At 37.7% G+C, this 18,489-nt stretch carries 20 protein-coding genes; 13 read left to right on the forward strand and 7 right to left on the reverse strand.

All coding sequences use genetic code 11. The annotated features are described in order from the left end of the window. Positions 1-209: 209 nt before the first annotated feature. The 3 genes from pdaA to AC2TFD_RS05930 all read left to right on the forward strand — a co-directional run bounded on the left by pdaA (position 210) and on the right by AC2TFD_RS05930 (position 3,191). Positions 210-1,007, forward strand: coding sequence for a delta-lactam-biosynthetic de-N-acetylase (gene pdaA, locus AC2TFD_RS05920; RefSeq protein WP_484675249.1), 798 nt, complete (start codon positions 210-212; stop codon positions 1,005-1,007). Between the two features lie 99 nt (positions 1,008-1,106). After that, positions 1,107-2,486, forward strand: coding sequence for a 23S rRNA (uracil(1939)-C(5))-methyltransferase RlmD (rlmD, locus tag AC2TFD_RS05925; protein ID WP_484675250.1), 1,380 nt, complete (start codon positions 1,107-1,109; stop codon positions 2,484-2,486). Positions 2,487-2,696: 210 nt separating this feature from the next. Further along, the gene (locus AC2TFD_RS05930) at positions 2,697-3,191 is read left to right on the forward strand and encodes a DUF5381 family protein (RefSeq protein ID WP_484675251.1); all 495 of its coding nucleotides are present in this window, start codon (positions 2,697-2,699) and stop codon (positions 3,189-3,191) included. A gap of 215 nt (positions 3,192-3,406) precedes the next feature. Here the strand turns inward: AC2TFD_RS05930 and AC2TFD_RS05935 are convergent, their stop codons facing one another. The 6 genes from AC2TFD_RS05935 to AC2TFD_RS05960 form a co-directional block, all read right to left on the reverse strand. Continuing rightward, the gene (locus tag AC2TFD_RS05935) at positions 3,407-4,420 is read right to left on the reverse strand and encodes a DUF3231 family protein (protein ID WP_484675252.1); all 1,014 of its coding nucleotides are present in this window, start codon (positions 4,418-4,420) and stop codon (positions 3,407-3,409) included. A 158-nt stretch (positions 4,421-4,578) separates the two neighbouring features. Beyond that, a complete protein-coding gene (gene phoU / locus AC2TFD_RS05940; protein ID WP_484675253.1) occupies positions 4,579-5,238 on the reverse strand; it encodes a phosphate signaling complex protein PhoU in 660 nt (219 codons plus the stop codon). A gap of 16 nt (positions 5,239-5,254) precedes the next feature. Next, a complete protein-coding gene (gene pstB, locus AC2TFD_RS05945) occupies positions 5,255-6,040 on the reverse strand; it encodes a phosphate ABC transporter ATP-binding protein PstB (RefSeq protein ID WP_335515324.1) in 786 nt (261 codons plus the stop codon). Between the two features lie 40 nt (positions 6,041-6,080). Further along, positions 6,081-6,905 carry a phosphate ABC transporter permease PstA gene (gene pstA, locus AC2TFD_RS05950; RefSeq protein ID WP_335515311.1) on the reverse strand — a complete coding sequence of 275 codons (825 nt, stop codon included), beginning with the start codon at positions 6,903-6,905 and terminating at the stop codon, positions 6,081-6,083. A gap of 1 nt (position 6,906) precedes the next feature. Further along, positions 6,907-7,806 (reverse strand): phosphate ABC transporter permease subunit PstC, encoded by a 900-nt coding sequence (gene pstC, locus AC2TFD_RS05955; protein WP_335515312.1) that lies wholly within the window; start codon positions 7,804-7,806, stop codon positions 6,907-6,909. Positions 7,807-7,869: 63 nt separating this feature from the next. Further along, positions 7,870-8,712, reverse strand: coding sequence for a phosphate ABC transporter substrate-binding protein (locus tag AC2TFD_RS05960; RefSeq protein ID WP_484675254.1), 843 nt, complete (start codon positions 8,710-8,712; stop codon positions 7,870-7,872). 346 nt (positions 8,713-9,058) lie between these two features. On the opposite strand from AC2TFD_RS05960, the gene AC2TFD_RS05965 reads away from it, so the two are divergent. The 4 genes from AC2TFD_RS05965 to AC2TFD_RS05980 all read left to right on the forward strand — a co-directional run bounded on the left by AC2TFD_RS05965 (position 9,059) and on the right by AC2TFD_RS05980 (position 13,276). Then, positions 9,059-9,664, forward strand: a complete 606-nt coding sequence (locus tag AC2TFD_RS05965; RefSeq protein WP_484675255.1) for a GyrI-like domain-containing protein — start codon at positions 9,059-9,061, stop codon at positions 9,662-9,664. Between the two features lie 1,098 nt (positions 9,665-10,762). Further along, on the forward strand, positions 10,763-11,533 hold the full coding sequence (locus AC2TFD_RS05970; RefSeq protein WP_484676281.1) for an ABC transporter ATP-binding protein: 771 nt from the start codon (positions 10,763-10,765) through the stop codon (positions 11,531-11,533). A 13-nt stretch (positions 11,534-11,546) separates the two neighbouring features. Next, complete coding sequence (locus AC2TFD_RS05975) at positions 11,547-12,506, forward strand: ABC transporter substrate-binding protein (protein ID WP_335568892.1); 960 nt, start codon at positions 11,547-11,549, stop codon at positions 12,504-12,506. Positions 12,507-12,511: 5 nt separating this feature from the next. Continuing rightward, positions 12,512-13,276, forward strand: coding sequence for an ABC transporter permease (locus AC2TFD_RS05980; protein WP_484675256.1), 765 nt, complete (start codon positions 12,512-12,514; stop codon positions 13,274-13,276). Positions 13,277-13,315: 39 nt separating this feature from the next. Here the strand turns inward: AC2TFD_RS05980 and AC2TFD_RS05985 are convergent, their stop codons facing one another. Further along, on the reverse strand, positions 13,316-13,768 hold the full coding sequence (locus AC2TFD_RS05985) for a winged helix-turn-helix transcriptional regulator (protein ID WP_484675257.1): 453 nt from the start codon (positions 13,766-13,768) through the stop codon (positions 13,316-13,318). A gap of 139 nt (positions 13,769-13,907) precedes the next feature. On the opposite strand from AC2TFD_RS05985, the gene AC2TFD_RS05990 reads away from it, so the two are divergent. The 6 genes from AC2TFD_RS05990 (at position 13,908) to AC2TFD_RS06015 (ending at position 18,428) form a co-directional block, all read left to right on the forward strand. After that, entirely contained in the window at positions 13,908-14,438 is a 531-nt protein-coding gene (locus tag AC2TFD_RS05990) for a DUF4242 domain-containing protein (protein ID WP_484675258.1), read from the forward strand. A 212-nt stretch (positions 14,439-14,650) separates the two neighbouring features. Beyond that, positions 14,651-15,709, forward strand: a complete 1,059-nt coding sequence (locus tag AC2TFD_RS05995) for an acyl-CoA dehydrogenase family protein (protein WP_484675259.1) — start codon at positions 14,651-14,653, stop codon at positions 15,707-15,709. A 62-nt stretch (positions 15,710-15,771) separates the two neighbouring features. Next, positions 15,772-16,695: a cysteine synthase A gene (gene cysK / locus AC2TFD_RS06000; protein ID WP_484675260.1), complete on the forward strand. Its 924-nt coding sequence runs from the start codon at positions 15,772-15,774 to the stop codon at positions 16,693-16,695. Between the two features lie 163 nt (positions 16,696-16,858). Next, positions 16,859-17,254, forward strand: a complete 396-nt coding sequence (locus tag AC2TFD_RS06005; protein ID WP_484675261.1) for a VOC family protein — start codon at positions 16,859-16,861, stop codon at positions 17,252-17,254. A gap of 12 nt (positions 17,255-17,266) precedes the next feature. Beyond that, positions 17,267-17,641, forward strand: coding sequence for an MmcQ/YjbR family DNA-binding protein (locus AC2TFD_RS06010; protein ID WP_484675262.1), 375 nt, complete (start codon positions 17,267-17,269; stop codon positions 17,639-17,641). A 232-nt stretch (positions 17,642-17,873) separates the two neighbouring features. Next, positions 17,874-18,428 carry a hypothetical protein gene (locus AC2TFD_RS06015; RefSeq protein WP_484675263.1) on the forward strand — a complete coding sequence of 185 codons (555 nt, stop codon included), beginning with the start codon at positions 17,874-17,876 and terminating at the stop codon, positions 18,426-18,428. Positions 18,429-18,489: the final 61 nt, after the last annotated feature.

The raw sequence follows: 18,489 nt of genomic DNA on the forward strand, positions 1-18,489 counted from the left end.
ACATGTGGGAATCAGGTGAGCCGTCTGATTACTGTTTAACACGAAAAAACATACATGAGGGAATCAGACAAGTCTTCTGATTACCGTTTAATACGAAAAAACATGCATGAGGGAATCAGACAAGCTGACCCATCCTTTTTCCTTAAACTGCTAATCATGTTTCCCAAATTCAAACAAACACTATAAAAAACAAAATAGGGGGAACATGGATGAAAAAATTATTATGCATCCTTAGTTTGCTGCTTTTAATGGTGCCTCAGGTTACATATGGCTCCGCACCAAATAAGCCAATTAATTGGGGATTTAAAAAAGCAGTTAATGAACAGCCGCCTGATGCTGGGGCTGAGTATGAAAAGATACTTGAAAAGTATGGTGCTTTTTATAAAGGAGATCCAAGCACAAAAACTTTATATCTTACCTTCGATAATGGCTATGAAGCAGGATATACAAGTAAAGTATTAGATGTACTAAAAAAGGAAAAAGTGCCGGCAACATTTTTTGTAACAGGACATTATTTACAATCTCAACCTGAATTGACGAAGCGGATGGTGGATGAAGGACATATCGTCGGAAACCATTCTTGGCATCATCCGAATATGACACAAATCAGTGATGAGCGAATTCGTGAAGAGCTTCAAAAAGTGAAGGATAAAACAAAAGAGATTACGGGTCAAAAGAAAATGACGTATTTGCGTCCGCCAAGGGGCGTTTTTAGTGAGAGAACCATGCAAATTGCGAAGGAAGAAGGCTATACGCATGTTTTTTGGTCACTGGCATTTGTCGACTGGAATACCAATGCACAAAGAGGCTGGCAATATTCCTACGATAATATCATGAGACAAATCCACCCTGGCTGTGTGTTACTATTGCACACCGTTTCAAAGGATAATGCCGATGCCCTTGAAACAGTAATAAGAGATTTGAAAAAGAAAGGCTATAAATTTAAAAGCCTTAATGAATTCAAACCGGAAAAGAAAGGTATCATACCAAGTTTCTGGAGAAAATAATTAGGAAAAAGCTGGATTCGCGTAGAATTCAGCTTTTCTCTGTTAATAATGCTATAATACGGTGATATCAAACAGGAACCGGAATTTGGAGTGAACAAAATGAAAACTGATCAATCAATAAAAATACAAGAAAAACAGACCTTTCCCTTAACCATTAAACGACTCGGCATTAATGGGGAAGGAGTAGGATATTTTAAAAGGCAGGTAGTTTTTGTGCCTGGCGCACTCCCAGGCGAAGAGGTAGTAGTCGAGGCAACCAAGATTAACCCTAAATTTGCTGAGGCAAAAATAAAAAAGATTCGTATTAAATCACCGCATCGAGTTCAGCCGCCTTGCCCTGTTTATGAGCAATGCGGCGGCTGTCAGTTGCAGCATTTAGCATATAACCAGCAATTAAAAGAAAAGCGGGATATTGTTATCCAATCGCTTGAACGTCATACAAGGCTGCAAGTAGAAAAACTTAATATTCGCGAAACCATTGGAATGGAAGACCCTTGGGGCTATCGGAATAAGAGTAGTTTTCAACTAGCAGGGAGAGACGGAAAGGTTTTAGCAGGATTATACGGTTTAAACTCCCACCAACTCATCGATATTGAACATTGTGCGGTTCAGCATTCGCAAACGAATGAAGCGGTTAATACTGTTAAAAAGATTCTCGAAGAGCTAAAAATTACGATTTATAATGAAAAAACACGTAAAGGAATCGTTAGAACCATTGTTACCCGGGTGGGTGTCCAGAGTGGTCAGCTTCAGGTGGTTCTCATAACAAATCAAAAAGAGTTACCGAAGAAAGAACAAATCATCAAAGAAATCCAAAAACGCCTTCCACATGTGAGATCCATTGTTCAGAACATTAATGAACAAAAAACGTCGTTGATTTTTGGGGAAGAAACGTTGCCACTCGCTGGAGAAGAGTTTATTCAGGAAACATTGGGTGACCTGCAGTTTGAGCTATCAGCTAGGACATTTTTTCAATTAAATCCAGTTCAAACGATTAAGCTTTATAATGAAGTGAAAAAGGCTGCAGCACTGACAGGTAAGGAAAAAATCGTCGATGCCTATTGCGGTGTTGGAACTATTGGTTTGTGGCTGGCGGACCAGGCAGCAGAAGTTCGGGGAATGGATGTTATTCCAGAATCTATAGACGATGCTAAGAAAAATGCTAAGCGCCACGGGTTCACCAACACGAAATATGTACCTGGAAAGGCGGAAGAAGTTCTGCCTAAATGGGTGAAAAAGGGCTGGAAGCCAGATGTTATCATTGTCGATCCACCACGTACGGGTCTTGACGGACAATTAATTCAAACCATCCTGCAGACAGCACCAGAAAAACTCATCTATATCTCGTGCAATCCGTCCACTTTGGCAAAGGATATCAATCTGTTAAGCGTAAAATATGAAGTGAAATATATTCAGCCGGTGGATATGTTTCCGCAAACAGCGCATGTTGAAGCGGTCGCACAGTTGGTGTTGAAATAGTTCATTAAGGGACCAAAATTCATAAAGGAATTTGGTCCCTTTTGTACTATAAATGGGCTTCAGGACGTTTATCAGGGATAGTTCCTCGATATAGGTAAATGGGATTATTCTTTTCGCGCAAACATTCTTTTACGCTGTAATGCAAATAGTATTGATCTCCTCATTCAAAACAACATAACTGCTTTTAAGGAGAAAAAGGAGGGGATATTCATGGAAAATAATATTAAGATAACGAATGATAAGGTTGAAGTGGTCTATCTGCCGTTTTGGGCAGGTTGTATGGTTTTTCTTAGTGGGTTAATGACCATTGCGTCACTATTTATCCTCTTTTACATTGTACCTAATTCAAGTATTATTAGAGGATTTTTTGGAATCATAATTGGCATTATTGGTACACTATTTTGCGGAAGTATTCTATTAAAGGTTCTTTCTGTAATACTTGCTGGAAAGGCATTATTTACTGTTGAAGATGGGAATCTGAAAGGTCGGAAAAAAGTCATCCCTATTAGGGAGATTAAAGATATTTATTGGGGTGGGGCTTCTTTAAAATATATTAAGGTTAAAACCCTTAATAATAAAAAAATAAAGCTTTCCACATACAACCTAGTGTCCGAAAAACCTGTAAACCATGTAATTGAAACGTATATCCTTCCACACGCAAATCCGGAGTTAAAAAGCAATTGGAGAAAAAGGAAACAAAGGTAAATTTATCCATCCCTCAAAACCACCGCTTCGATTAGTTGGGAGAGTAATTCAGATTTCAAAAGTAGAAGCACCAAGCACCTTTTCGTAAAAGTTAAATCAAATCACCATAACGAAAAAACCAGTGCTATTTTAAAATAAGGGTCTGCCCCCAGCTTACTAAAGCGTTACTATAGTGGGGGACAGGCCTTGCTCTAAATTAGTTATTGTTTTTGCAGTTACTTCTTATTTGCTAATTCATCTCTGTCGGCAGCCAATGGGGGCTGTTCCAGCCATTTGTTCTTGATCATAATATTTGCGCCGTCCTCAGCAAAAAGTTGAATTTCAGCAGATAACCTGTTGTATAGTACTCCCAAATCTATTCTTGGACTGCTGGCAATGCCTATTCCATAATAGCCAATACTTAAAGAGGATAAGGTCGTTGTAAAGAACATCATAAGTTTATCGGAAAAAGTATTGGTTGTACTGGATGTCACTTCTGATGTCCATATAGTAGGGATAGGAAGATTACTTTCCTCAAATTTATGGCCAAATAGCTTTATATGTTTTTGGGAAATCCCTATTCCTCTATTGAAAAAATTTTTTACATCCTTTGACTGGGCCACCTGCGTAAATCCTGTAAGTACTGCTATTCCTAAGGCATTTCTTTGAAAGTCAGCATATAGATTTGCTACTTCTGGTGCATTTAATGGTCGTTTATCTCTAAGGATGTCCCACATAAATTCCTGCTTCTTTACAAATTCAACTTCAGTCATGTTAGGAAGATAGGGAGACCTAGTAAATAACCCTTTTGATAGTAATAAATCCTTGGATATTTTATATAACTGCATGGTATCGGATAGGCATTCTATAAAGTATTCTGTTAAGTCAGCTCTCACTGCTAAAGAAACAGCTGCGGAGTATGTTGTTAATCCACCTCTCGCCATCTGGTAAATAAACTCTAAAACAAAACTGTCTGAATATAATCTTGGAGCAGTTAAAACTACGTCCTCTTCAACAGTAAAACCCTGAGGGATTGCATACTTTTCATCTTTAAACAATGAGGTTGTTTTTTGAATATGGGATTTTGCCAGATTTAAAACATGTTCAATCACAGGTTTAATTTCCTGGTCTTCAGCCTTTTCTAGAAAGTATGAAAGGATACAAATACTTGCACTATCATTCATATACTGTGCCCATAATGGAGCAATCTCCGCCGATGTTAATCTAAGCTGTTTTTCCTGCTCATTCATAAGATCCCTCCTTAAATACAATTCAGTATTATTATCTGTAGTTTGCAGCAATATGTGTGAGTTTATTTATAATTTTTATACTTCTTTAGAACGAATCTTTCTATAAAAAATCGCATAAAAAACTCAGAGGTTGAGTGACCCTCTGAGTTTATCTTAAATTATGAGTTCAAATCATACATTTGACCTTTAATTAAATAAGCTGCACTCTCAGCAATATTTGTTATATGGTCAGCTGTTCGTTCAAGATAACGATTAATCAATAACAATTGTACTAATTGGTCTGTTTCCTCGGGGTGTCCCTGTAAATAGCTGGTGATTGTTTTATAGGCTTCGTCACTAGCATGATCAACCTCGTCATCCAATTTGCCAACTTCTCTAGCAAGGGCGATATCTTCATTTAAAAAAGATTGTAATCCCTTTTGAAGCATGGTAATTGAGATATCCTTCATTTTCTCAAGACTTGTGATATTCACTAACGAATTGAACTTCCCGATTTTGATTGTCGATTTTGCAATATTAACTCCAAAGTCTGCAATTCGTTCAATTTCAGAACTGATTTTTAATGCTCCGATAATTTTTCGTAAGTCCCTGGCGACAGGTTGCTCCTTCGCTATAAGCCAAATAATAAAATGATTAATTTCGATTTCAAGATCATCCACAACTTCATCTTCTTCAATCACTTTTAATGCTATTTCCACATCTTTTGTTTTAAAGGCTTCAAAAGCCTTTTCAAGTGATGAAGCAGCCAAGTCAGACATTGTGTTCATTTTTACCTGTAGTTCCTGTAATTTATTATCAAAGTTTTCACGAACAACCATTCATTATCCTCCTAAATTAACCAAATCTGCCAGTTATATAATCTTCCGTTCGCTGATCGCTTGGCATTGAAAAGATTTTACTCGTTGCGTCATACTCAACAACTTCTCCATTTAGGAAAAATGCAGTTTTATCTGAGACCCTTGCTGCTTGTTGCATATTATGGGTTACAATGACAATAGTATAATCCTTCTTCATTTTTTCAATCAATTCTTCTACTTTTAAAGTAGAGATTGGGTCTAATGCGGAAGTAGGCTCATCCATTAGGATGATATCCGGCTTCATCGCAATGGCACGTGCGATACAAATACGCTGCTGCTGACCACCAGAAAGACCGAGTGCCGATGTTTTTAAGCGATCTTTCACTTCATCCCAGATGGCCGCACCACGTAAGCTGCTTTCAACAATTTCATTTAGCTCTTTTTTATTTTTAATTCCTGCCATTTTGGGACCATATGCTACGTTATCATAAATGCTCATAGGGAATAGGTTTGCCTTCTGAAAAACCATACCTACTTTGGTTCTTAATCTTATCACATCAGTGCTTTTGTATATATCCTCATGATCAACCTTAATATCACCAGTAATTTTTACGCCATCAATCAAATCATTCATCCGGTTTAAGGTTCGCAGGAAAGTTGATTTACCACAACCCGATGGCCCAATTAGAGCGGTAACCTCATTTTCATGTATATCAAGTGAAATGGAGTAAAGTGCCTGCTTTTCTCCATAGAACAAATTAAGATTTCTCACATTGATTTTCACTTCTTTATTTGGTTTTTGTACCAGTTTTGGATTATTCATCCTTAATTTAATATCTTTTGCACTCATTTCAGCACCTCTTTTAATAGTCAGCTTTATTTAGTTTTTTCGAGATAAACGTTGCCGATAGATTCAACGCTAGGATAATTACGATCAAGACAATTCCAACTGCCGAGGCTAATTCGATATCGCCTGACTCCTGTGTTACTAAAAAGGAGTGAACTGTTAATGTTCGTGCCGATGAGAAGATACTTGAAGGCATAGCTGCAACCGTTCCGGCGGTTAAAAAAATAGCAGCGGACTCACCGACAATTCTTCCTATTGATAGGATAATTCCAGATAAGATACCAGGCATTGCACTTGGTAAAATGACTTTATATAAAGTTTGCAGTTTTGTTGTTCCTAATGCGAGTGATCCTTCCCGATAGGAGTGAGGAACTGTTTTCAGCGATTCTTCTGTTGTTCGAATAATGACAGGTAAGACGATAATTGTTAACGTTAAGGAAGCAGCGATGATTGACATGCCCATTTTTAACGTTGTCACAAAGAATACCGCTCCAAATAACCCATAAATAATCGACGGAATTCCTGTTAAGCTTTCGGTTGCAAAACGAATCAGATTTACCAATCGACCTTGTTTTGCATACTCCTGCAAATAGACTGCGGCACAAATTCCAATTGGGGTTGCGATAAGTAATGAGATAACAATTGTATATATGGTCGTGATAATCATCGGCCAAATTCCACCGCCGCCAGCAGGAGAATAGTCACCAAATATAAAATCAAAGCTGATTAAACGATAACCTTTTAAAAAGATATAGCCAACAATCAAGACGAGTACGGCAACTGTCAAGAAAGCTGATCCCCAAAGAAGTCCACGGTATAAATAATCTTTTTGCTTTCTCAACTTACTTACCACCCTTCGCACTGATCTTTGCTAAAACAAAGTTTAAGATTAAGATAAACGAGAATAACACAATACCTGTAGCAAATAACATCTCTTGATGGGTACCGAATGCATAACCCATTTCTAATGCAATATTTGTCGTTAGTGGACGCACGCTGTCTGTAAGACTTGTTGGCAGAATAAGACTATTTCCTGCTACTAAGATTACAGCCATGGTTTCACCAATTGCTCTGCCTAATCCTAATACAATTGCGGCCATTATTCCTGACTTCGCAGCTGGGACAACAACCTTAAAGATTGTCTCTATTTCCGAAGTACCCAGTGCCAATGAACCTTCACGATATGTTTTTGGGACAGCACGAATCGCTGTTTCAGCGACTGTTACAATGGTAGGAAGCATCATAATAGCTAAAACAAGGATTACCGCTATCAAGCTTTGTCCTTTTGCTAGGTTTAATTGATTTTGTAAAAATGGGACGATGAGTGCAAGTCCAAATACACCATATAAAACGGATGGAATTCCAGCCAATAGCTGTACTGCTGGAGAAATAAATTTGGCCACACTTTTTGGTGCTATTTCTGCTAAGAAAATAGCTGTAAACAAACCAATTGGCACTCCAATCACTAATGCACCAATTGTCGCGTAAATGGATGCTACAATCATTGGCAAAATGCCAAATTTCTCTTCACTTGGAACCCAATCCACTCCAAAGAGAAAGTCAAAAAAACTATATCCTTCGACTATAAATGGTAGTGAACCTTTATAAAATACAAATCCAACGATTAATAATAAACTGATAACAGAAAGTAGTGCACAAAACTGAAATAATCTGGATGACAGCTTCTCTAACATGTACTTCCTCTTATTTGTTTTCGTTTCCTCTTCAGGCAGCCGCGGCATACGCATTCCTCCATGATTCTCTTTTTCTCTTGCTGTTCCTTTAGTGAACAAATCTAGCTGTTGTTATTTAATTGGAATGGCCCCAGTTTCACCAACAATTTTTTGTCCATCTGGGCTCAAAATATATTCGATAAATTGCTTTCCGGCATCGGTAATTTGATCTTCTTTGTGTACAAACAAAAATGGACGTGACAGGCTATATTTTTGCTGCAATACATTCTCTGCTGTAGCCTCCACGCCATTTATATCTATAGTTGAAATAGAGGAATCAATATATTCAAATGAAATAAAACCTACTGCATGCTTATTCGTGGCAACCGTTGTTTTTATATTGCCGTTTCCACTCGCAATGATGGCACTTCTTACTAATTCACCTGAAGAATACCCTACTATTTCTTGAAAGGCATCGCGTGATCCGGAGCCATCTTCTCTAGAAACAACGACGATTTCCAAGTCATCTCCCCCAAGCTCTTTCCAATTTTTAACCTCACCCGTAAAAACGGCCTTTACTTGTTCCATCGTAAGGTCTTTCACTTTGTTGCTTGGGTGTGTTACGACAACAATTCCATCATACGCAATAATGGTCTCGACTAGCCCGCTTGCTTTTTCCTCTTCTTTTAAATCACGAGAGGACATTCCGATTTCTGAAACTCCGTTTATAGCATTGGTTATCCCAGCTGACGATCCAATTTGATTTATTTCAACTTTTACATTGCTTGTCTCTTTAAATTTTTCTGCAATTTTTTCTGCTAAAGGTCCTACGGACGTAGACCCCGATACAGAAACGGTAGCTGAACCTTGATTTGATGATCCTGCACCTTCATTACTATTATTTCCACATGCTGATAGTATGGCAGTTAAGATTAGTACCAATAATCCTAACAATGTCCTGCTTTTTAACGTCATTTTTAAACCTCCATGATGATCGATTAATACTTTTATTCGACAATGTAAAGAATAAACGCTATTTGTAAAGAATAAACGCTATTTGTAAAGATTAAGTGGATGTATTGTAAAGGTTTTGTAAATTTTATTAATTCACTGTTGAAATAATGTAAATTGTCCAATTGCTTCCATATTAACCTGTGACTCTCAGACATTCTTAATATGCAATTCCGTGTGAAGATATATGATGTGAAATGCAAAAAGGGAATTTAATATTGTGTTCCTTTTTAGCCATTAATTCCATAACATAGCTGTTCATTTAGATATGGTAGAATAACTCTGATAGACTACAATGGAGGTGTAAAGTGTGAAACATGAGTGGAGAAAACATGAAAAAAATTTATATTTGCCAAAAAGTCATCCGGAACTTGTAACCATTCCAGAGCAAAAGTTTTTAATGATAAAGGGAAAAGGAAATCCCAATAGTGAGGAATTTACAGAAAAAATAAATGTTCTTTATTCATTAGCTTATGCCATTCGAATGATGCCGAAAACAGGATATACCCCAGAAGGATATGTTGAATACACAGTGTATCCATTAGAAGGAATATGGAGTTTGACTGAGGAAGGCATAAACTCCGATACCTTCAATAAGGATGAGTTATTATATACGATCATGATTAGACAGCCAGGTTTTGTTACTGAAGAGATAGTAGAGAAAGCTTTTCAGAATGTAAGAAAAAAGAAACCACATCCATTTCTAATGGACGTAACCTTCGGCACCATGGAAGATGGCTTATCTGTCCAAATGCTTCATATAGGTTCCTATGATGATGAACCTCAAAGTTTTAAAAAAATGTATGAATTTATTTTAATCAATAATCTTGAAAAGGTTACTTTTGTACATAGAGAAATCTATCTTTCAGATGCAAGAAAAGTTGAACCGGAAAAACTAAAAACAGTTTTGAGATAGAGTTAAGCAAAGAGATTAAATGAAAAAGGAAGATATATCAAGGTCGAATGGCTGCAATAGGAACTGGCATTTATTATCATCCTAGCGATTTTCCTTGCTAGAAATAAAGTTTTAATGAACCTGAACTGGAAGAAGCATTAGGACTTATTAACAAGATGGAGAAATCCGGTGATAATTAGTGGAAAAATATATAGGGCTACAATATAAAAAAGCAAAGTAATCAAAGTCGATTACTTTGCTAGGCTGTCGAGTAGGTCTCGACAGCCTTTATTTTTTGATTATGACAATGGTCAAAAGAGTGACTAGTGTGAATCATGTATTGAGGACAAATCGTTGCTTGGTGCTCATGTGATTTGTCCACAAGCCCCTTTATTGAGGACAAATCGTTGCTTGGAGCTCATGCGAATCGTCCACAAGGCCCTGTATTGAGGACAAATCGACGCTTGGTGCTCATGCTATTTGTCCCCAAGCCCCTGTATTGAGGACAAATCGTAGCTTGGTGCTCATGCTATTTGTCCCCAAGCCCCTTTATTGAGGACAAATCGTTGCTTGGTGCTCATGCGATTCGTCCCCAAGCCCCTGTATTGAGGACAAATCGTTGCCTGGTGCTCATGTGATTCGTCCCCAAGCCCCTGTATTGAGGACAAATCGTTGCCTGGTGCTCATGTGATTCGTCCCCAAGCCCCTGTATTGAGGACAAATCGTTGCCTGGTGCTCATGCGATTCGTCCCCAAGCCCCTGTATTGAGGACAAATCGTTGCCTGGTGCTCATGCGATTTGTTCTCAAGCCCCTGTATTGAGGACAAATCGTTGCTTGGTGCTCATGCGATTCGTCCCCAAGCCCTTATATTGAGGACAAATTGTTACTTGAAGCTCATGCGATTTGTTCTTAAACCCTTGTATTGTGGACAAATCCCACTAATGGCTCATACGATATGTCTCCAAAGCATAGCCTGCGGAATCCACAAAAAAAGTTCGGAAAATTCCGATTAGATGGTTGTTTTTTAAAACAAAGTATAATAAAATAACCTACAATACACAGTAAACTAATAGGAATTAGTAGGTTTTAAATTAGGGGGTTGAGATGTGTCAAAGTATATGATTGAAGTAAGTGATGTGAATAAGCAATTCGTTAATGGGAAGGAATCCATTCATGTACTTGATCATGTTTCATTTCAGGTTGAGAAAGGGGAAATTGTCACGTTACTCGGAAAAAGCGGATGTGGCAAAAGTACTCTATTAAATATGGTGGGTGGATTTGAAAAAGCGGATGGGGGAACGGTGATTCTTGATGGAAATGAAGTGAAACGTCCAACAAGAAAATGTATCATGTTGTTTCAGCAAATAAATCTTCTCCCATGGAGAACAGTTTTAAAAAATGTAGAACTTGGACTTGAAGGCGAAAGAATTTCCGCTGAGGAATTAAACCAGCGGGTAATCGATGCAATAAAGCTTGTTGGACTAGAAAACCATCATCATCTATTTCCACATGAATTGTCTGGCGGGATGCAGCAACGCGTTGCCATTGCCAGGGCGCTCGCGATGAAGCCGGATGTCATATTGATGGACGAACCATTTGCGGCATTGGATACATTTAACCGCTATCTTTTACAGGATGAACTTTTGCGTATTCAAGAAAAAATGAAGACAACAATCTTAATGGTTACACATGATATAGATGAAGCTGTCTATTTAGCTGACAGAATATTGATTATGAGCTCCCACCCGGGAAGGATTTTCAAGGATATTCCAATTAAACTAGTAAAGCCGCGAGACCGAGCGGGAGAGGACTTTCATTACTACCGTAAAAGAATATTAGAAGATTTTGAGTTAAGCGGCAGTCGTCAAGAACCGGAATATATAATTTAAGGAGAATATACCATTGAGAAAAAACAGGAAATGGATGATTTCAATCGTAACCGCTGTTGTAATACTGTTTATTACGTCATGTGGACAGACCACACAGCAAAACTTGGGGAAACCAACGATTAAAATTGGCTATCTTCCCATTACACATGCAGGACCGTTGTACTTAGATGCCCATGTTCATGGGGGGCAATTTGAGGATTATAACATTGAAATGGTTAAATTTAACTCATGGCCAGATTTAATGGATGCCTTAAATACAGGACGTGTAGATGGTGCCTCAGTTTTGATCCAACTTGCGATGAAAGCAGTTGAAAAGGGAATTGATTTAAAAGCTGTTGCACTCGGTCATAAAGATGGAAATGTATTAATTTCCTCTAAGGATATTGAAGATGCTAGTGAATTAGAAGGGAAAACCTTTGCAATTCCGCATAAATATTCCACTCATAATCTTTTATTATATGAAACATTAAAAAAAGAAAGCTTAACTTATGAGGATGTTAATGTTGTAGAAATGCCTCCTGCTGAAATGCCAGCTGCATTAGCTGGGGGACGAATTAGTGGTTTTGTAGTGGCAGAGCCGTTTGGTGCGTTAGCTGTTAAACTCGATAAAGGGCATGTTCTCCATCATTCGGAAGATATTTGGCCAAATTCATATTGCTGTGTTCTTGTCTTAAGAAACGACTTTATTCAAGACAATCGAACTGCTGCTCAATCAATGGTGACTCAATATGTGAGATCTGGAGAGCTAGCTAACCAAAAAAATGAAGATTTATATCAATCATTTGGGCAATTCATGAAGGTAGACAGGGAAGTGTTGGATTTATCTTTACAATGGATTTCATATGATGGATTACGCATTGAAAAAAAGGAGTACGAGAGGCTCCGCAATCTGATAGTAGAGATGGACTTAATGGAAAAGCCGCCATTATATGAAGAATTTGTTGACAATACATTTATTGAAAAAGCGATGTGACGAGAATGAAAATCGGAAAAAAACTGGTGAACTTCCTAATAGGGATGGTCGCTTTGGTGTTCATCTGGCAAGTGATTATTTGGGTTGGAGGTTATCCAGAAGCACTTCTTCCTTCACCGTTAAGCGTTGGAAAAGCAATTATTGTTCTGATTGTCGGGGGAACTTTGTTTGAGCATTTGCAAGTGAGCTTTGGCAGGTTTCTAGCCGGATATTTCTTAGCTGTCATTCCTGCTATCCTTTTAGGGATGATACTAGGCAGACTGCCTAGGGTTTGGCAAATTTTTGACCCAATTGCACAAGTGCTGCGGCCGGTATCACCTGTAGCATGGTCACCGTTTATCGTCCTATGGTTTGGTATAGGCAATATGCCAGCCATTGCTATCATTTTTATTTCAGCCTTTTTCCCGGTATTATTAACTACGGTAGCAGGGGTCAATAAAATTGATCGATCTTATTTGAAAATTGCTGAAAACCTTGAAATTACCAAGTTGAAGTTGATGGTTAAATTCATTTTCCCTGCTGCCTTCCCATCTATCGTTAGTGGCATGCGTCTAGCTGTGGGGACAGGCTGGATTTTCCTTGTAGCAGGTGAAATGGTTGGAGCCCAGTCAGGCCTTGGTTTTTTAATTGTTGATGCAAGAAATACGTTAAATCTTGATTATGTTTTAGCAGGGATTATTTTTATCGGCGTCAGTGGATTTCTATTGGACCGTTTAATTGGCCTATTCGAAGGATGGGTGGGGAAGCAGTGGGGAATGGCACGGACTTAAGGTACAGAAGTTCCCTGGACATTACAAAAAAGCTGGAGATTATTCTTCTCCAGCTCTTTGAAGTTCTTCCTGAAGAGCGACTACTTCTACAGTATCAACAAGCTCGCCCGTCTTTTTATTAATATAGGCAACTGCTACTTCATCACCTGTTTTTGGGTCAATTAATTTTTTATAACACTTTTGTAAATTATTGCTGCCCCAAATAATGAGTGTATTGAAAACATGTTCTAATTCCTCACCATTTTTCGATAATGTGTAACGATAGCGCGGGGGATGGTCAGAATAGAGCTCTACCGAAATAAGTCCTTCTTCCTCTAAATATTTTAGTCTGTCTGATAAAAGGTTGGAGGGTATACCTGGTAAGGCCTTCTTAATTTCATTAAACAATGTTTGTCCATTTAGGATTTCATGGACAATTAATAATGTCCACCGATCCCCAATGATATTAAGCGATTGGGCAATATTACACGGTATATTGTATCTTGACTTCATTTGTAATTTCCCTTCAGTGTTTTATTCTATTTTATCATAAATAAATAAAAATTAATAAGGTTGATTTTTTAAACTCAGTATAATAAAATAACCTTAATGAACCATAACAAAATATAATCAAAAAAGCGAGGGAACTACAATGGCACTTTATTTAATTGAATCATCTTTAAAAGAAGTTGTTTCTACAAAAGAGGAATTGAATAAGAAGGTTTCTGCACTACAAGCAACATTAAATGATAAAAATTCAGCTCTAATTGAAGTACAGGTATCAAAAGACTTTTCTCGCTCTTTCTTTATCGTTGAAGGCGAAGATCAAAATGCAGCGACTGAGACTTTAAAAGCTGCGGGTGTTCCTGTGGAACTTGTAAAAGAAGTTCGACTTGTTGGAAAAGAATTAGATGATGTAAAGAAAAAGAACGATGTTGTGAATTATTTAGTAGAATGGAATATTCCAGCGGATATCACAATGGATCAGTACTTAGCACGTAAAAAGAAAAACTCTGTACACTATCAAGAAGTTCCTGAAGTTGCATTTTCAAGAACGTACGTTTGTGAAGATATGTCAAAATGTCTTTGCTTCTATGACGCTCCAGACGAAGCCGCTGTAAAGCGTGCGCGTGAGGCGGTAAACACTCCAATTGATTCTATTACTGAATTAGCTGGCGAATAATTATTTTCACGATAGTCAAAAGGCTAAAACCTAAAAAATGGTTTTAGCCTTTTTTTATTTTTAAAATATTAATATATTTAGAAAATTGCAAGTTGATTTTTTAAACGAAGTATAATATTATAACTACATAACCTACTAATCTAATAGGAATTGATTGATTAATAAATGTTTGTATTGTTTAATAATAACTTATAAAGGCAGGAGTGGCAGCCATGGATCTACAGATTTTAAGTCAAAAGTCTATTCTTGAAAAGTTAATTGAAGAGAAATTAAAACCTTATGTGAAAAAAATTGATACGGAGGCTTTCTATGCAGAAGGATTCCTAAGAAAGCTTGGGGAAGCTGGATTATTATCTTCATTAAATAAATCTAAAAAAGAATATTTATTAAATGAGATGTACCTTGTAGAAGAGACTGCTAAAGTTTGTATGACTACCGCATTTTGCCTTTGGTGCCACCTTGCTGCATTAACATATGTACGGCAAACGAAAAATAACAAGTTGAAAGAGAGATTGCTTTCATCACTGGAAAAGGGTGAGATATTAGCTGGAACGGGTTTATCAAACCCGATGAAATATTATGCTGGACTTGAGAAGCTCCATTTAAGTGCGAAGTCTGTAGAAGGAGGCTATCTATTATCGGGAGTGCTTCCATCAGTTTCGAATCTTGGAGAAGACCATTGGTTTGGATGCATTGCGGGCATTAAAGAAGGAAATGATATCATGTGTTTTGTTCCTTGTAATGCTGAGGGGCTAAAGATGAAAGAAAAGATCGATTACCTTGGCATTAACGGCAGTGCCACCTATGCATGTTCTTTTACCGATGTATTTGTTCCAGATGAGTGGGTACTTTCTGAGAATGCGAAGGAGTATGTTGAACAGATTCGTCCCGCATTCCTGTTATATCAAATTCCACTTGGTCTTGGAGTGACCCAGGCTTCCATTTCTTCAATAGAAAAAGTTTGTCAAAAACAAAATGGCTGTAATCAATTTCTAAAGAAGCAGCCTGACGATTTACGAGCTGTTGAACATGACATCCAGCTAAAATTGCAATCCTTATTTAATGGTGATAGCCTTAATTTCAAAGATATTGCTAAGATACGTTTGGAGGCAGCCTATTTAACACTTGAAGCGGTCCAAGAAAGTATGCTGCACAACGGCAGTGCAGGATATATACAGGATAGTGCACCATCCCGAAGACTGCGCGAAGCCTATTTCTTTGCAAACTTGACACCAACAGTAAAACACTTGGAAAAAGTTCTAAATGGATAATTGTGTTCCCCTATTGGGATTTACCATGGGGGGTATTTTAAATTTCGAAAGGCGGAAGGAAAATGAAACTTTACAGTTCAGTTCTTGACTTAATTGGTAAAACTCCGATTGTAAAATTAAATAAATTACCTGATCCAACTGGTGCGGAAGTTTATATTAAACTGGAATCCTTTAACCCAGGCGGCAGTGTAAAAGACCGGGCGTCTATTAATATGATTGAACGTGCAGAAAAGGAAGGAAAACTAATCCCAGGAAAGAGTACCGTGATTGAACCGACTTCTGGTAATACCGGTATTGGAATTGCGATGGTTTGTGCAGTAAAAGGGTATCGCTGTATTATTACCATGCCTGATAATGCGACAAAAGAACGGGTCAAAATCATGAAAGCCTATGGAGCGGAGGTCCATCTAACTCCGGCAAGTTTGCGAATGCAAGGGTCTATTGATAAAGCAAATCGATTGGCTGAATCAATTTCTGACAGTTTTATTCCGATGCAATTTGAGAATTCTGCAAACGCGGACGCCCATCGTGAAAAAACAGCTGTTGAAATTCTGGAAGCTTTTGAAGGGAAATTGGATGCACTTGTGTTAACAGCAGGAACAGGTGGAACGGTAACCGGAGTTGGAGAAGAGCTAAAAAAACGGATTCCTAACTTGAAAATTTATGTAGTAGAACCATTTGGATCCCCTGTTCTATCAGGTGGTGAACCTGGACCACATAAAATCCCAGGAACAGGTCCGGGTTTTATTCCAACGATATTAAATCGTTCTATTTTTGATGAAATTTTGCTCATCAAGGATGAAGACGCTCAAGTGACAGCACGCCGGCTTGCTGCAAAAGAAGGGATTTTTGTAGGTGCGTCAGGAGCAGCTTCAACCTACTTTGCTGTCGAGGTAGCAAAACAGCTTCCACCTTCAGCTAGAGTTCTTTGTTTAGCTCCAGACACAGGAGAACGCTATCTGTCTTCTGACTTATTTTTGGCTTGATCTTTTATTACTCTTTCAAGAGACATATCTATCAGTCTAGACTGATAGATATGTCTTTTTTGTTGTAATTGAATGTTTTTCCATCTTTTTCTCTATAATAGAGAGGAAAAAGGATCGTACAACTAGAAATTCTAGTAGAAGTTCTTATAAGTAGGAGGTAATCATGGGACGATTAGTTCATTTCGAAATTCATGTGGACGATATGGATCGAGCAAAAAAGTTTTATGGAGAGGTATTTGGATGGTCATTTCAGGATTGGAGTGAGTATGCAGGTATGCCATACTTTGGTGCAGTGACTGGTGATCAGAATCAACAAGGAATCGATGGTGCATTAATGCAGCGGCAAAGTCCACGGCCAGAAGCAAACCAACCCTTAAATGGATTTGCTTGTACAATGGGCGTGGAAAATTACGACGTAACGGAAGCGAAAATTATGGATCTTGGCGGAAAGGTAGCAATGCCAAAGTATGCTTTGCCAGGGATGGCATGGCAAGGATACTATATTGATACCGAAGGCAATATATTCGGCATTCATCAACCCGATGAGAATGCAAAATAGGTTGATACGAACATGAAATTACAAGATACCGCAGGCATGTTGGACAATGTGCGCACTATCTGTCTCGCACTGCCTGAAGCTGTTGAAATCATTGATGGGTTTGGCCACAATACCTTTAAAATCAATGGAAAATCATTTGTAATATCAGGAGAAAATGACAAAGGGTTCAGCTTGTCGTTTAAGTCTGATAGGGAAACTCAAGAATTGTTGCTTCAAAAAGCGTATTTTTATAAAACCGCCTACATAGGACATCATGGCTGGGTTTCTATTAATAATCCAAATGGAGAAGTTTGGGAAGAATTAACCGATCTAATTCAAGAAGCCTATTTACGCGCAGCTCCAAAGCGTTTGGTTAAGAAATGGAATGAACTGCATAGAGGCTTATAGTAGATGATTCCGAGAATGACTTTCCCTGATTATGTCATAAATTAGTTCAAAGTTGTTGAAAAAGGCTTAGGGCATATCCTGACCAACAGTAAACCACCGTCCATATACACTACAGGACGGTGGTTTACTGTTTTTAAGTCTATAAATAAAAAAGTGAGACCAAAACTGTTGCTCGTCCGTAGATATAAATAGTGAACCTTTATTTAGTATTTAAGGAGAAAAGGGTGATGAAATGAAGGTCTTTTGGGATATTTTGTTTTTTATTGTCATCGGGTACCATTGCTATAAGTTTATTTTTATCTTAATAAAGATGAATCGAAATGTGGTTGTCCCTGTCACTAGTGAGGAGATTGCGTTTATTAGATTACGCCCTCAGAAAACAGTAGATTTTCCAATATACTCTAATCAGAGAGTAGGAATCGTGATCTATTCTGCTATGTTATTATTTGTCATCATCATGTTCATTTTTGGCATTTTTACCAACATATTCGATTGGCAGTTTTATTTATTATTATTTTTACCTCTATCTTATTCGCATGATCTTTTTAATATATTTGCGGTTTCAGAGGAAGGCGTTTTTAGCGGAAGTCGATTTGTTTCTTGGAGAAGAGTAAAATCATTTCTGTTCATTCCAATTGATGTCAACCATAAACTATATGGCTATGCAGCTGAGGTTAATAATGGCTATGAATTAATTATCAAGACAAAAGGCTTTTCTATCAGGTGCATAGTTACCAGCAATGAAATGAAAGAGAAGTTGACCAAAATTTTAAGTGAACATGTATAAAAAATAATATTTACAAAAAAATGAAATCATGGGATAATAAAGAAAATTTTGAAGGAGGAAA

The sequence above is a fragment of the Neobacillus sp. plas4 genome (assembly GCF_057221695.1).